The following is a 15320-nucleotide window of genomic DNA, read 5'->3' as shown; positions in this document are numbered from 1 at the left end:
TTAAAAATTCACGCTGGGAGTTTCCATGTCGGGTGTTAGAGCGCAACAGAAACAAAAAACACGACAAGCACTAATCGAAGCAGCATTTAATCAATTGAGTGCGGATCATAGTTTTTCTAATTTAAGCTTGCGTGAAGTTGCCCGTGAGGCCGGTATTGCGCCTACCTCGTTTTACCGTCACTTTAAAGACATGAACGAACTTGGCTTAACCATGGTAGATGAAGCGGGTTTAACGCTGCGTCAATTAATGCGTCAAGCACGTAGGCGAATAGCCAGTGGTGGCAGTGTCATTACGACATCTATTGTGACTTTTATGGAGTTTATCGATAACTCGAGTAACCAGTTTAGGTTGCTGCTGCGTGAACGTTCTGGCACCTCTAAGGCATTTCGTGCTGCTGTCGCGCGTGAAATTAAACACTTTATCTTAGAACTTGCTCACTACCTTGAAAGCGAAACCCCATGCGATGCCACCCATGCGTATATTCAAGCGGAGGCCATGGTGACTTTAGTATTTAACGCCGGAGCTGAGGCACTTGATATTGAAGGACAGCAGCGAGAAGAGTTAGTAGAGCGTCTAATTTGGCAACTACGTTATATTGCTCGCGGCGCCACAATGTATGTGCGAGACAACAATCATTCTTAAAAGTTAATCTAAACACGGGAGTCGGCTGTAAACGATAAATTAAACGCTGTCGACTTGGGTTTTGGATTGATTATTCAAAATGTGCGGTTTAATGGATTTTAAATTTCTATTATTGTCGCTTTTTAATCTACTTTTTAGAAAAATTATGCTTGCAAGCCTGTTTGTTGAATGTTAAAAATACAGCTCACTGAACACACATTTAGTAAATAAAGATGCAAATGACACGTTTAATTACATTAAAACTGAACCTCTTACTGCTTAAGCGAGTAGGCGGGGCTTAGTGTATTTGCATTTGTAAAACATTATAAAACCCCGCAAGCGCGGGGTTTTTTTTATCTCGCTAATGGGTCATTGGGAACGAGGACAGTTTATGAAAGATAAGGTTTGGATTTTTGACACAACGTTACGAGATGGTGAACAGGCACTTAAAGCAAGCTTGACAGAGGAAGACAAAATTCAACTAGCGCATACTATTAGCCGCTTAAACGTGGATGTAATGGAAGTGGGTTTTCCGGTATCAAGCCCGGCAGATTTTCGCTCAGTACAGCGTATTGCGACTGAAGTAAAAGGGCCAATTATTTGTGGCTTAGCGCGTGCGGTTGCAAAAGACATTGAAGCCTGTGGTGAAGCGCTACGCCCAGCAGAGCAAGGGCGTATTCATACCTTTATTGCAACCAGTCCATTACACCTTGAACATAAACTACGAATGAGCTTAGACGATGCCACCGCTATGGCTGTAAAGTCGATTAAACTTGCTCGTCACTATACTAATGACGTGGAATTTTCGTGTGAAGATGCTGGCCGTACACCACATTGGGATTTATGCCGTATCGTTGAAAAGGCTATTGATGCAGGTGCATCGACCATCAACTTACCTGATACCGTGGGCTATGTAACGCCAGACGAGTATGCGGCGATGATCCATCACTTAATGAATAATGTGCCCAACATCGATAAAGCGCGCTTAAGTGTGCATTGTCATAACGATTTAGGTTTAGCAGTGGCGAATTCAATTGCTGCGGTGCAGGCAGGCGCTCGCCAAATTGAGTGTACGATTAACGGCATAGGTGAACGTGCAGGTAACTGCTCGCTTGAAGAAGTGGCGATGATCATGAAAATGCGTGAAGACCACTTAAAAGTGCATACCGATATTCACAGTGAAGAAATTTACCGCGCTTCTCGTCAAGTGGCGAAGATATGTAATATGCCGGTCCAGCCAAACAAAGCCATTGTTGGTGAGAATGCATTTGCGCACAGCTCGGGTATTCACCAAGACGGCGTTTTAAAAGCGCAGAATACTTACGAGATCATGTCGCCAGAAAGTGTGGGTGTGCCCAGTAATCAATTAAACATGACATCGCGTTCAGGGCGTCATGTTATTGAGCACCGTTTAGAAGAGTTAGGTTATCAAAAGTCTGACTACGACATGGATAGCTTATACGAGAGCTTTTTAGCATTAGCAGACCAAAAAGGCACTGTGTATGACTATGACTTAGAAGCGATGATTTACTTCAATCAAATCAGAGATAAAGACGAGAAGTATCAACTTGAGTTTGTTAACTCAACGTCTAATTCGCAATCGGTTGCCAGTTCTACGATTGGCATGACCATTGACGGTGTATCTAAGCAAGAAGCTGCAACGGGCAATGGCCCGGTAGAAGCCTCGTTTTTGGCAATTGAGCGTTTAACGGGTATGTCGGTTGAGATGATTGAATACAACCTTGAAGCCACAGGGCAAGGCGCAAGTTCATTAGGCCAAGTAAATATTATTGCTAAATACGATGGTCGCCCTTATCACGGTGCGGGCATTGCGGCAGATGTCGTTGAAGCCTCAGTGCGTGCCATGATCCGTGTGTATAACTTAATTTATCGTGCACAAAAAGTGTCTGATTTAAAACAACAAAGGAAAGCAGGATGAGTCAATCTAATTACAGCATCGCCGTATTAGCAGGCGATGGCATTGGTCCAGAAGTAATGGCTGCAGCAGAAACCGTATTGGATGCTGTAAGTGAAAAGTTTGGTTTTACATTGACTCGTCATCACCATGCGATAGGTGGCGCTGCGATTGATGAATTTGGTCAAGCATTGCCGCAAAGTACACTTACTGCGTGTGAAAATGCTGATGCTATTTTATTTGGCTCTGTAGGCGGCCCAAAATGGGAGAACTTACCACCGAATGAGCAACCTGAGCGTGCTTCGTTGTTGCCACTGCGTAAGCATTTTGGTTTGTTTTGTAATTTACGCCCCGCACAGTTGCTACCAGCCTTAAGTGCAGCTTCACCACTTCGTGCAGATATTAGCGCACAAGGCTTTGATATTTTATGTGTACGTGAGTTAACGGGCGGTATTTATTTTGGTGAAAAAGGGCGCAGCGGTGAAGGCGAACAAGAGACCGCATTCGACACGCAAACCTATTCGCGTAAAGAAATTGAACGCATTGCTCGCTTTGCGTTTGAAGCGGCAAAACTACGTAGTAACCATGTTACATCGGTTGATAAAGCCAACGTGTTAGCGTCAAGTGTATTGTGGCGAGAAGTGGTCACCGAAGTCAGTAAAGACTACCCAGAAGTAAGCCTCGATTACATTTATGTTGATAATGCGGCGATGCAATTAGTGAAGCAACCAAGCCAATTTGATGTACTACTTTGCGATAACCTATTTGGCGATATTTTGTCGGATGAATGCGCGATGATCACAGGCTCTATGGGCTTATTACCATCGGCGAGTTTGAACCAGTCTGGCTTTGGTTTGTATGAACCTGCGGGTGGCTCTGCCCCCGATATTGCAGGAAAAGGGGTGGCAAACCCGATTGCGCAAATTTTAAGTGCTGCACTTATGTTGCGTTACTCGCTTGGACAAGATGAAGCGGCACGGACTATCGAAAAAGCAGTGGCTGAAGCGGTTGAAGCCGGTGTGGGTACGCCTGATATCTATCCAAATGCAGGGTATACCACCAGTGATGTTGCTGCAGCAATTGTTGCACGTATTTAATTAAAATTGATTGCGCTGAACTCGTCATTCAGCGCAGCTAAAACGAGGGAATAGCAAGTGGCCCAAACCTTATATGATAAAATTTGGCAAGCCCATGTGGTCGCCAGTATTAATGATCAAACCGATTTACTGTATATCGACCGTCATTTAGTTCACGAAGTAACATCACCACAAGCGTTTGCTGGTCTGCGTGAGAAAAACCGCAAAGTGCGTTGCCCAGAAAAAACCTTTGCAACCATGGATCATAACGTTTCAACAAAAAGCCGTTCGTTAGATGCTGCAAGCGAAGTGTCTAAAAACCAGTTAATGGCACTGGATGCAAACTGTAAAGAGTTTGGTATTCAACTTTATGATTTAAATTCGATTAATCAAGGTATTGTGCATGTAATGGGGCCTGAGCAGGGCATTACCTTACCGGGTACGACCATTGTTTGTGGTGACAGTCATACTTCAACCCATGGTGCGTTTGGTGCACTTGCGCACGGTATTGGTACCTCAGAGGTCGAGCACGTATTAGCAACCCAAACCTTACAGCAGAAAAAAGCCAAGTCGTTAAAAATTCAAATTAATGGTCGTTTACGTCCAACAGTCACAGCGAAAGACCTAATTATGGCGGTCATTGGTAAGCTAGGGACCGCGGGTGGCACTGGGTATGTAGCTGAATTTTGTGGTGAAGGCATTGAAGCACTGTCAATGGAAGCACGCATGACGCTGTGTAACATGAGCATTGAAATGGGCGCAAAAGCGGGTTTAATTGCACCTGATCAAACTACCTATGATTACTTAAAAGGTCGCCCATTTGCACCAAAAGGCGATGACTTTGACGCAGCAGTTGCCTATTGGCAAACACTAAAAACGGACGAAGGCGCGCAGTTTGACCATGTTGTTGAATTACAAGCAGCCGACATTCAACCGCAAATTACTTGGGGCACCAGCCCTGAACAAGTTATTGGCGTAGATGAGTGTATTCCAGACCCAGACCAAGAGCCTGATTTAATAAAAGCCGATGCGATTCGCAGTGCGCTTAAATACATGGGTTTAAAAGCGGGTGACAAGCTGTCTTCAGCAACGGTTGATACGGTATTTATTGGTTCATGTACAAATAGTCGTATTGAAGACTTACGTGCCGCTGCACAGATTGTTGAAGGTAAGCAAGTTGCAGCCGGTGTAGAGGCATTGATTGTTCCAGGCTCTGGCCTTGTTAAAAAGCAAGCAGAAGACGAAGGACTTGCTGATATCTTCAAGGCGGCAGGATTTGAATGGCGTGAGCCGGGGTGTTCAATGTGTTTAGCCATGAATGACGACCGATTAGAAGCAGGTAAACGCTGTGCATCGACCTCAAATCGTAACTTTGAAGGACGCCAAGGTCGCGGTGGGCGCACTCACTTAGTTAGCCCAGCAATGGCTGCGGCAGCTGCAATTCATGGTCGTTTTGTTGATATCAGAGGAGAAGCCTAATGAGCGTATTTTTTAGTGGCTTAATGGCCCCGTTGGATAAAAACAATGTAGATACTGACCAAATTATTCCAAAGCAGTTTTTAACTTCGACAAGTCGTGATGGCTTTGATGCGGCGCTTTTTTATGATTGGCGTTACTTAGATAATGGCGAGCCAAACCCTGAGTTTATTTTGAATCGCCCTTGTTACCAAGGTGCGCAAATTCTTTTAACTCGCGATAATTTTGGTTGTGGTTCATCGCGTGAGCATGCGCCATGGGCATTAAAGCAATATGGTTTTGAAGTCATTTTAGCGGAAAGCTTTGCAGATATTTTCTTTAATAACTGCGGCAATAACCAAATGCTTGCTATCGCATTACCGGCAGAAACACTTGAGCAATTATTTGTACTGAGTGAACAGTATGATGATATTCATATTGAGGTAGATTTAGAAAATCAGCAACTTCGTAGCGATAAATTTGAGACCATTCATTTTGATATTCGTCATGACATTAAAGAACGTTTATTAAGTGGCCTAGATTTTATCGGAGTAACCGAGACGCTTAACGGCCAAATAGATGCTTTTGAAAAGCAACTTGCAGCCACGAGACCTTGGCAATAAACGTGTATTACATGTGGAACCTAAACGCGGCGTAAGCCGCGTTTTTATTTATTACTTATCGTGATTGCTTTCTTTGTCATGTATAAATCGCTAATCTAAAACACGTATTTTTTATTTAAGGAACACACCATGAAATATTTAGTGGCTTCAATGCTAGTGACAGCATCATCAGTGGCAATTGCACGCCCAGCGCCGTTAGTGTCAATACCGAGCCATGATGGCTTTTTTAATAATATTGCAGCGCATTGTGGCAAAGCGTATGAGGGAAAAGTTACGGTTGATAATGCCACTGGGCCAAGCTCGTTTGCAGGTAAAAAGCTTATTATGCATGTGCGCCACTGTAACGAGCGTGAGTTGCAAGTACCATTTCATGTTGGAGATGATGCGTCGCGTACATGGATCATAACTAAAACAGGCAGTGGTTTGAGTTTAAAGCACGACCATCGCCATAAAGATGGCAGCGATGATGCGTCTACAATGTATGGCGGTCATACTGTTGATGCTGGCTTTGTGAATGCTCAGTCATTTCCTGCAGATCAATATTCAAAAGAGTTGTTTGCAAGCCAAGGTATTCCGCAGTCGATGGGGAATACGTGGCAAATGTATATTTACCCAAAACAATTCACCTACCGTTTAGTGCGTGAGGGTCGTGAGTTTCGTGTTGACTTTGACTTAACAAAACCGATTACACCTCCAAACGCTCCGTGGGGCTACACTGATTAACTAGCTTCAAGTAAACTCAAGAAGTTGGCGTTAATAGTAGCCGCTGGATACCGATTTATTATCCAGCCTTTTGGTTAATTAGCGTCGTCTTCACATTGCAATACTACGGTTAAAGGTGGCTGGTAGGCACGTGGTTTCGTAGGAAAGCGCTCGTACTCTTGTACGCCATCAGTCACTCTTAACATAAAAGGTTTGTCCTTACATAACCGGCTAGCATGACGCAGTAAAAAGACGCTTTGATTTTTGAAATGTGGGTAATCATCAGATTGAATTTCAAGATGATAACGACCATCTGCCAATTTGGTTTGATAGTAATGGACTTTCTCATCAAAGTCGTAGAGTTTCTCGGTTTCGCCTTTTGCGGCCTGGGCAGCACTGCACCCCGCAATCAATATCATCGCGCTGAACAGTAGTGCTTGTGTACTTCTAACTCCACTCATAAACACTTAACTCCATGTGATTAATGCGTTAATTCATCGCATCGTTGAACCATGAATTAGCATCCATAGTCAAACTAAGGTAACGTTACATCTATACGTAGTTTAACACCCAAAAGGGACAATGTGATGCTCAGTAAAATAAAACAGCTCTTTTCAGTAATGGACAACAGCCAATCTAACATTAGCGAACATGACCTCAAAACGGCTGTTGCTGCACTATTAATTGAGGTGATGCGCGCTGACAATGAGTTACAAGATGATGAGCAACAGGCACTGAACAACACCTTAAAGAAATACTTTTCTTTATCAGACGAAGAAGTGCTGGAGCTTGTAGAAGGTGCGTCGAAAAACTTAGATGAAGCGATTGATTACTTCCAATTTTCCAAGCAAATTAACGCTCAGTGCAGTGCCGAGCAGCGCATCGATATCATCGAGCTGTTATGGCGTTTAGCGTACGCTGATGGCGAACTTGATAAACATGAAGAATTAGTTATTCGCCGTGTCGCGAGTCTTCTGTATGTGACTCATGAAGACTTCATCGCTGCAAAATTAGCAGCGACAAAGTTGAGCTAAACGCTTACTTATTTAATTTACTGGCGACACTGACAAGTTGCTGTGCAAGGCTGGCAACTTGTTCGGCAGTATCGGCATCGTTAATGCGGCCGTGTTCATCTAATTTCGTGTGGATAGCGGGCACTGCAAGTTGGTCAGCTAATACTAGGCTACCGATGCCGGATAAAATATCGCGTACATGATTTAAACCACGTAGGCCGCCTAAACCACCAGGTGATGACGCAAAAAGTGCCGTTACTTTGTTACGAAATGCAGGCACTGCACCTTGCTCAGTTCGCGAAGCCCAGTCGATGGCATTCTTTAAAGGTGCTGTAATAGAGCCATTATATTCTGGGCTTGCTAATAAAATACCGTCGGCAGCACGTAGTTTATCTTTTAAACGTTGTGCACCTGCAGGTGTACCTTGTGCTTCTATATCTTCATCGAATAGTGGTAAGTCTAAATCGCTTAGTTTAAGCACTTCTACTTCAGCACCGCTTTCAAGGGCGAAGCGTGCTGCTTCATTAATTAGTTTTTGATTAAAGCTGTCTTTACGTAAGCTGCCTGCGAGGGCAATGATTTTTGGTGCTGTCATGATGGCTTCCTTTTAAGCTTCACGGTTGATACCTTAACTTTAGCAAAAAACAGCTTGCAGAAAAGCCAAATAAACGCAAAACTTATGTGCATATACGCACACAAGAGGGCGCTATGGCAATTCAATTTGATGATTGGCAAGATGTAAAAGTTGCTTATGAAGTCGCACGACTAGGCACATTAACTGCCGCGGCAGAATCTTTGGGTGTTCATCACAGCACGGTACTCAGAAGGGTTAATAACTTAGAAGAGAATCTTGATGCACGCTTATTTCATCGCCATGCGCGTGGTTACACCGTGACAGAAATAGGTGCAAAGCTCTTTGCGACAGCGAAAGCGATTAATGCAGAGCTCGAAAAGCTACACAACGATATTATTGCTGCCGACAGTCAACTGCGTGGCAGTTTATTACTGACAACGGTCAGTGGTTTCATTGATGTATTAAGTGAAGTATGCGAACAGTTTCAGAGCCTACACCCGCAAGTACGGCTTGAAGTGATCCTTGACCAAAACCGATTACGTCTTGACCATGGTCAAGCTCATATTGCTGTACGTGCAGGCCCTCGCCCTGATGAAGGAGATTATATTGCTCAGCATTTGGCTGAGTTATCGTCCGGGTTTTATGCTTCAAAAAGCTACATTGAAAAATATGGTTTGCCGAAAACCTTACAGCAGTTAGAGCAGCATAGTTTTGTGTCGGGTGTAGCTGGTTACAACGCTAAAGTGCCTTATTTTGCTTGGGTTGATGAGCACATAGCACCCGCACAAATCAAGCTTAGAGTATCAGAAACATCAGAAGCAACGCGTGCTATTGTTAGGGGGCTGGGCATTGGTGGTTTACAGCATGAGGTCGCAGATCAATACCCAGATTTAGTGCCTGTGCTTGCAAAAGAACTCGTTTGGCCGACCGACCTCTGGTTGGTAACACATCACTTGGTGCACCGCACCGCGAAAGTACAGGCATTTAGCCAGCTACTAAAAGCCTATTTTAAAAAATTAAAAAACTAGAGCGACTTTTTTACGTTAATACCCAAGCGTTTGGCCAGCCTCACAAGGTTGGCCCTGTCGACTTTAAGCGTGCGGGCAGTGGCTGCCCAGTTTAAGTTGTGCTGTTCTAGTTGCTGCATAATCATCTGATAACTAAACGCATCGGTAGCTTCTTTTAATGACAGCGAGGATGTATTGGTATTGATAAGCTGAGTCGTTGTGTGCGTGTTTGTAGCACGTTTTTCTATATCACAGTGCTGTGGTTCAATGGTGATGATTTTCTGTTGCCATTGTTGTTGTTTGGCTTTCAAAGCAGCTCTACTTATCACGTGTTCAAGCTCTCTCACATTACCAGGCCAATCATATTGGCGTAGCAATATTTGCGTGTCGATACCCAGTTTTAGCTGTTTTATAGCAAGTTTGCGCGCAGTTTGCTCAACAAAAAAGCCAGCCAAAAGAATCACATCATTTTCGCGCTCTTTTAGTGCGGGTACGTTAAGTGGGTAAACGCGCAGCCTATGATAAAGATCTGCGCGAAAACGTCCTTCAGCAACTTCTTGTTTTAAATCGCGATTTGTTGCTGCAATAACGCGTACATCAACGTAACGACTTTGATCTTCACCCACGGTTTGCACTTCGCCACTTTGCAGTACGCGCAACAACTTACTTTGCATTGCTAAGGGTAATTCACCAATTTCATCAAGAAAAAGTGTTCCGCCATCAGCGAGTTGAAATTTACCTTGGCGAGTTGAATGGGCGCCAGTAAATGCGCCTTTGCTGTGCCCAAAAAATTCACTTTCTGCCAGATTCTCAGGTAACGAAGCACAATTAAGGTGGATTAAGGGTTGTTCTCGTCGCTTCGAATTGAGATGAATATTACGTGCAACAAGCTCTTTCCCGACTCCAGTATCGCCTTGTATCAGTACGCTAAACTCCGATGCAGCCACTAATTGAATATCATTTTTTAGTATTTGCATACAGTGGCTATTACCAATTATTTCAACACCTTCTCGGGTTAAAGCCTCAAGATTAAGTTGCTGAGCTAGTTGGTGATTGTGCTGTGCATGTTGCTGGTAATGTTGCACTGTAAGGAGGGTTTCAACATGTGCTGCGACTAATTGCATAAGCTGTGTGAGCTGAGTATGGGGGACATCATCAAAAGCATATTCGTTGAGGCTATCAAAGGTTAAAACAGCCAGTAATTGTGAATCTTGCTGTTGACTGTAAAGGGGCAGCCCCATGCATGCATGTACAGGAAAATCCCCCTCACGACTTTGTAATAAACCATCATAAGGGTCAGGAAGCTCACACTCTTTAGCAAACTTGAGCGGTTGGGTGCTTCTGCAAATTTCAAATAAACGAGGGTGCTCGTTTATCTCAAAGCGTCTGCCAAGAGTGTCTTGAGACAAGCCGCGCTGGGCGACGGGTTTTAACGTTTCGCCCTGCTTAATAAGTAGGGCAACGGCATCACAGTGTATCCATTCACTTATACAGCTTAGTAGATCGCTGAAGTCGTTTTTGTTTGGATTTACGTGGGCAAGTGCCAATGCAATATCGAGGATGCTTTTTTGGCTTGTCATGTCAAATTGACCTAAATGTGTTTTTTTGTCTTTTATAATGGTGAGTCATTATGACACATAAGGCAATGATTTGTTTTTAATTGATTGAAAATAAATGGTTTTTATTTTTGGCGTGAACTGTGCAATAGGCTGACTAATTCGGGCAAATAAGGGTTGCAATGAAAGTCATTAATTTAACAGAGCCAATGCCAAAAAAAATCCATGTTTATCAGCTAAGTAAATGGCCAGTATGGGGATTAGCATTTAGACCTTTCTTTTTAGGGGCTGGTATTTTGGCTGTTTTATCTATGAGCTACTGGCTGCTAATTCTGAGTGGCTATGCAAGTTGGCAGTTAACAATGCCTGCTACGCTGTGGCATGCCCATGAAATGCTATTTGGGTTTGCAGGGGTCGTTGCTATGGGATTCTTACTGACCGCAGCGCAAACGTGGACAGGTGTGCCAAGTGTTAGCGGTATTAAATTGTGTTTACTTAGTGTGACTTGGGTTATCGCACGCGGCAGTTTCTTTGTTGACGTAAATGGTATTAGTCAACTTAACCTTTACTTGGTAGGGGGATTTCAGCTTGTGTGGTGGTTGGCTGGTATTGCTATTTTGACTGATATGCTCTTACAGGCTAAAAGCCGTCATAATTATTTGTTCATTTTTATTACCGCCATGCTATGCGCGTGCAATATGATTTTCCTCAGTTTGGTCGTTTTGCAAAAGTTTTCCTTTGCGCTAAGTATTGTTGATACCGCCGTTTTACTCATGGTGTTATTGGTGGGGGTTGTTGCGGGGCGTGTTGTGCCTTTTTTTACCGCACGCGGTCTTAATATTACTGAACAAGTGCGCAGCCCTAAGCTTGATAAGCTACTGCTATTCAGTTCGTTATTTGCCATTGCTTGGTATTTCTTAAGCCAGTTATTTTTTAACACATTGAGTGTTGGCTGGGTATTCGCATGGCTAGCTACCTTGCATTTTTATCGCAGTATTTTGTGGTGGCATGCAGGTGTATTAAAAGTGCCTTTATTGTGGTCTCTGCATTTTGCTTATTGGGCACTGGCAATAGGTTTAGCGTTAATCGCTGTTAGCTTTTACAGCCCACTCATACTCTTTAAAGATGCGTTGCATCTTGTCACTGTTGGCACGATTGGCTTAATGATTCTTGCCATGATGGTGCGTGTATCGCATGGCCATACAAGTCGTCCTTTACAGGTGCCTGTACTCGTGAATGTCGCCTTTATGCTTATTGCAGGAGCTGCCATTGTCCGTGCTCTGCTCCCCGCTATTTTAAACCATCACCTTGCGTGGCAATTAAGTGCATTGCTATGGGTGCTGGGTTTTATTTTATTTTTATTTCATTGTGCGCCCATTTTACTTAAACGTCGTGTTGATGGCCGTCCAGGTTAACTACTCTTGAATAGGAAAAAATATGTTATCTGAAAAAACGATCCAGGTTGTAAAAAGTACACTGCCTTTGCTTGCAGAAGCAGGTCCGCAAGTTACTGAGTACTTTTATGATCGTATGTTTAGTTATAATCCTGAGCTAAAAAATATTTTTAATATGACCCATCAAAAATCAGGGCATCAGCAATTTGCATTATTCAATGCGTTAGCTGCTTATGCTGCAAATATTGATAATCTTGAGGTCTTAAAAAGTGCGTTAGCGCGTATTAACCATAAACACACGAGTTACCATATTTTGCCAGAACACTACTCGATTGTTGGTGGGCATTTAATTGCGACCTTAAAAGAGTTATTGCCAGAGCAATTTACCCCTGAGGTTGAATATGCGTGGCGTGAAGCATATGCATTGCTTGCCGATGTATGCATTACAGAAGAAATGGCGCTATATCAAAAAACTAAACAAGCTAAAGGGGGCTGGTTTGGTACTCGTTTGTTTACGATCACTAAAAAACACGTTGAGTCAGATTCTATTACCAGCTTTACCCTCACTCCTTGTGATGGAAAGCCCGTTGTGTCGCACTTACCTGGTCAATACTTAGGTATAAAAGTCCACTCTAAAAAGACTGAGAATACTCAAATTCGCCAGTACTCTATCTCACAAAAAAGTAACGGTGAAAACTATCGGATCAGTGTGAAGCGAGAAGGACTGGTTTCTAATTATTTACATAGTTTAGATGAGGGCGAGCACATAGAGGTCTACCCACCCGCGGGTGATTTTGTTTTACGTGAAAGTAACAGCCCTGTGGTATTCATTTCTGCAGGGGTTGGTCAAACACCCTTGTTGGCCATGCTGCAAAGCTTACTTGACAAGCAACCTAGTCAGCCTATCCATTATTTACATGCCTGTGATAACGCTGCGCAATATGCATTTAAAGATTATTTGCTGTCAGAAGTTAATACACACCAAGGGCTGAGTTGTTTTACATGGTTTAAAGAAGGAGCCGGAGCCGATTTTACTGGTTTGATGGATGTTGCTTTACTGGCTGAAAAGTTACCGCTTAGCGATGGCGCGTTTTATATCTGTGGACCCATTGCTTTTATGGCTTTGATTAAACAGCAACTTGTTAATTTAGGTGTGGCAGCCGAGCGTATTCATTACGAAGTGTTTGGTCCTCATCAAAGCCTATAATAGCGATATCTGACAAGGGTTAATTATTGACAATTGCATGGATAGCAACGCTATTCATCAGAAGCACTAGAAAATGAAAGGCGCAGTAACATACTGCGCCTTTTTTGCTATTTGACTTCGCATTCCACATTGGGCAGTGGAATACGCAACTCTTTTTTAGGGTAGTAAAGTACGCATTGATCAGCGGCTTTTTGCAATATGAACTTTTCAGATGGAATGCTATGTGCCCCCATAATTGGCATACCATCTGGACCTTTACTGGTGCCGTGATCAATCAATAGTTCTGCGCTTTTTGTAAACACATCATCAGCGAGCGTTACTAAGCTACCACCTTTGGCTGACTGAATCGCTTGTTGCAACTGAGTGATGACACCTGGGTTGACTCGCGTTAGTGTGGCATTTTGTGGTTGTTCGGCTTGGGTACTTTTACACGCCACTAAGCTTGTTAACATAGCGACAGCCAGCACATGTTTTTTACTCATTGCTCTTTCCTTTCGCTGAAACTGGACGAGTTAAATCCATGTTTTCTCTGTAAATAGGACGATTTGGTGAAAGCGATAACCCAGTCTCTTGTTCTGCTTGTGATGCAAAGTTTAGCTGTTTAGTTGCTGATGCTTGCGCCACAACAGGACAGCTATCATTTTCAATATGATAAAGAGCGGCCGCGAGGAGTCCTTCTTGTTGGTCGCCTAAAGAGTGATCAAAGTCATCAGCAACGACACATCCTTTCACATCAGCTGCAAATTGTGGTGTTGGTGTTGGGTTTAAGCCATCGGCGTATTCACCAAAACCTTTAAAGTTGGCACCGGTAAACTGAATGGTGTAATACGTCGTGGCGCAGTTATGCGTTGGGGTAAAGCCATAGGGTTTACCACAGGTTTTACCACCAATTAAAATAACTTCAGCATCAATGCCTTTTAAGCCATTTATAAAAGCTTCTGAGGCAGAACAAGTACTTTCAGTGCTCAGTACATAGACTTTTGCTAAGTTAAGATCTGGCAGGGTATTATTAGTTACCTCAAAAGTTGAGTAGTCCACTTCAATATCAACGAACGGAAATGGGTTTTCAACAGGTTGTTTGTCGTTTTTAATGGTTTGATAGTAATAGTAACCTTGAGTATTAGCAGGGCCTGCGACCATATAAGCAAGCTGCGATGACAGCGCTAACAAGCCGCCACGGTTATATCTAAAGTCGATTACGAGTTCATCAATATTGTCGGCTTTAAACTGATTGACCGCATCAATAAGTCCTTGCTGAGCAATACTAATATGGCTATTAAATTGCATGTAGCCAACTTTGAAACCGTTTTCGGTAGTGATGGTGCCAACGTTTTGCACCGGCGTTTGGGTGATATTTCCGGCGACGATATTAATCGACTTTTCAGTGCCATCATTGCTGCGCAACTTAAAGTTGTGAGATTCGCCAGCTGTTGGACTAAAAAGTACTTCGTTTAATGTATCGACGCCTGCTGCGGTATTGCTATCAATGCTTACATTGTCAACCGATAGAATAGTATCGCCGCGCTGTAAACCTGCTTTAGCGGCTGGCGAATCATCTTCTAGATAAGCAACGCGCAACTCACGCGGAGGAGTATTCTTAATAAATGCCCAGTTAATTCCGTAGCCAGATACGACACCTGATTGCGCTTCTTTAAAGTAATCTTCGGTCGGTTCGCTAAAGTGGAAGTTATCTTTGTTAGCACCTGAGTCTGTTTTTTGGAACGTTTTTAACTGTGCAAAATAAGCGGCCACTGAATTAAAGTTATCTGGGTTATTATCTTCAATTTCATCGTACCAAAGGTAAGTTTCATTGCTCCAAGAGCGTAACCACATTTTCTCTGTAAATTCAGAGCCTGCTTTATCTGGGTATGGTTGGTTATTGTTGTAAGGATCAGTGCCCGTGCGTGGTATTGCACATTGGTCTTTAAATTCACTCGATGAGGCAAAAGTACCCGCAGTCCATGTTGGTCCAGAATTTGTTGGGGGTGGTGTAGGCGTGCTTGTATCTGGGTTGGTTGGCGTTGATGAACCTCCGCCACCACAGCCAGATAAAGAGAGGCCTGACACTGCAAAAAAGATTGCTACTGCGAGTTTGTTATTTTTAAACATTTGTCTACTTTCCTGTAAATAATTGTTTAAAAAGTATCAACAAGAAAGAGGTAAGGCAATAGAGTAA

Annotated in this window: 15 protein-coding genes; 10 read left to right on the top strand and 5 right to left on the bottom strand. The window is 43.2% G+C overall.

Translation table 11 applies throughout. From position 1 onward, the window contains the following. Positions 1 to 25 precede the first annotated feature (25 nt). The 6 genes from fabR to D0907_RS15660 all read left to right on the top strand — a co-directional run bounded on the left by fabR (position 26) and on the right by D0907_RS15660 (position 6414). Complete coding sequence (gene fabR, locus D0907_RS15685) at positions 26 to 643, top strand: HTH-type transcriptional repressor FabR (protein ID WP_036973464.1); 618 nt, start codon at positions 26 to 28, stop codon at positions 641 to 643. A gap of 370 nt (positions 644 to 1013) precedes the next feature. Next, positions 1014 to 2561 carry a 2-isopropylmalate synthase gene (leuA, locus tag D0907_RS15680; RefSeq protein WP_118844732.1) on the top strand — a complete coding sequence of 516 codons (1548 nt, stop codon included), beginning with the start codon at positions 1014 to 1016 and terminating at the stop codon, positions 2559 to 2561. Beyond that, positions 2558 to 3634: a 3-isopropylmalate dehydrogenase gene (gene leuB / locus D0907_RS15675; RefSeq protein WP_036973461.1), complete on the top strand. Its 1077-nt coding sequence runs from the start codon at positions 2558 to 2560 to the stop codon at positions 3632 to 3634. The genes leuA and leuB overlap by 4 nt, the downstream gene beginning before the upstream one ends. A gap of 57 nt (positions 3635 to 3691) precedes the next feature. Further along, the gene (gene leuC, locus D0907_RS15670; protein ID WP_036973457.1) at positions 3692 to 5092 is read left to right on the top strand and encodes a 3-isopropylmalate dehydratase large subunit; all 1401 of its coding nucleotides are present in this window, start codon (positions 3692 to 3694) and stop codon (positions 5090 to 5092) included. Further along, entirely contained in the window at positions 5092 to 5691 is a 600-nt protein-coding gene (gene leuD / locus D0907_RS15665; protein ID WP_036973455.1) for a 3-isopropylmalate dehydratase small subunit, read from the top strand. The genes leuC and leuD overlap by 1 nt, the downstream gene beginning before the upstream one ends. 129 nt (positions 5692 to 5820) lie before the next feature. Then, positions 5821 to 6414, top strand: coding sequence for a hypothetical protein (locus D0907_RS15660; protein ID WP_036973454.1), 594 nt, complete (start codon positions 5821 to 5823; stop codon positions 6412 to 6414). A gap of 74 nt (positions 6415 to 6488) precedes the next feature. Here the strand turns inward: D0907_RS15660 and D0907_RS15655 are convergent, their stop codons facing one another. Then, positions 6489 to 6812: a hypothetical protein gene (locus D0907_RS15655; protein WP_371915646.1), complete on the bottom strand. Its 324-nt coding sequence runs from the start codon at positions 6810 to 6812 to the stop codon at positions 6489 to 6491. Positions 6813 to 6980: 168 nt separating this feature from the next. Here D0907_RS15655 and D0907_RS15650 point away from each other — a divergent pair, with 168 nt between their 5' ends. Continuing rightward, the gene (locus tag D0907_RS15650) at positions 6981 to 7427 is read left to right on the top strand and encodes a tellurite resistance TerB family protein (protein ID WP_065979427.1); all 447 of its coding nucleotides are present in this window, start codon (positions 6981 to 6983) and stop codon (positions 7425 to 7427) included. 4 nt (positions 7428 to 7431) lie between these two features. On the opposite strand, the gene D0907_RS15645 is transcribed toward D0907_RS15650, so the two are convergent. Then, positions 7432 to 8001: an NADPH-dependent FMN reductase gene (locus D0907_RS15645; protein ID WP_074989184.1), complete on the bottom strand. Its 570-nt coding sequence runs from the start codon at positions 7999 to 8001 to the stop codon at positions 7432 to 7434. Positions 8002 to 8114: 113 nt separating this feature from the next. Between D0907_RS15645 and D0907_RS15640 the strand changes: the two genes are divergently transcribed. Beyond that, positions 8115 to 9008, top strand: a complete 894-nt coding sequence (locus tag D0907_RS15640; protein ID WP_036973449.1) for a LysR family transcriptional regulator — start codon at positions 8115 to 8117, stop codon at positions 9006 to 9008. Here D0907_RS15640 and norR read toward each other — a convergent pair. After that, positions 9005 to 10567: a nitric oxide reductase transcriptional regulator NorR gene (norR, locus tag D0907_RS15635; RefSeq protein ID WP_036973447.1), complete on the bottom strand. Its 1563-nt coding sequence runs from the start codon at positions 10565 to 10567 to the stop codon at positions 9005 to 9007. The genes D0907_RS15640 and norR overlap by 4 nt on opposite strands. A 158-nt stretch (positions 10568 to 10725) precedes the next feature. Between norR and D0907_RS15630 the strand changes: the two genes are divergently transcribed. Together D0907_RS15630 and hmpA are read left to right on the top strand one after the other, a co-directional pair. Then, entirely contained in the window at positions 10726 to 11958 is a 1233-nt protein-coding gene (locus D0907_RS15630; protein ID WP_074989185.1) for an NnrS family protein, read from the top strand. Between the two features lie 22 nt (positions 11959 to 11980). After that, on the top strand, positions 11981 to 13144 hold the full coding sequence (gene hmpA / locus D0907_RS15625; RefSeq protein WP_036973442.1) for an NO-inducible flavohemoprotein: 1164 nt from the start codon (positions 11981 to 11983) through the stop codon (positions 13142 to 13144). A 107-nt stretch (positions 13145 to 13251) separates the two neighbouring features. Here the strand turns inward: hmpA and D0907_RS15620 are convergent, their stop codons facing one another. Continuing rightward, on the bottom strand, positions 13252 to 13626 hold the full coding sequence (locus D0907_RS15620) for a hypothetical protein (protein ID WP_036973440.1): 375 nt from the start codon (positions 13624 to 13626) through the stop codon (positions 13252 to 13254). Next, complete coding sequence (locus D0907_RS15615; protein ID WP_065979423.1) at positions 13619 to 15253, bottom strand: S41 family peptidase; 1635 nt, start codon at positions 15251 to 15253, stop codon at positions 13619 to 13621. The genes D0907_RS15620 and D0907_RS15615 overlap by 8 nt, the downstream gene beginning before the upstream one ends. Between the last annotated feature and the right edge of the window lie 67 nt (positions 15254 to 15320).

The organism is Pseudoalteromonas lipolytica (assembly GCF_003515105.1).
In the GTDB taxonomy this organism is placed as follows: domain Bacteria; phylum Pseudomonadota; class Gammaproteobacteria; order Enterobacterales; family Alteromonadaceae; genus Pseudoalteromonas; species Pseudoalteromonas lipolytica.
This window is presented reverse-complemented; position numbering and strand designations above follow the sequence as displayed.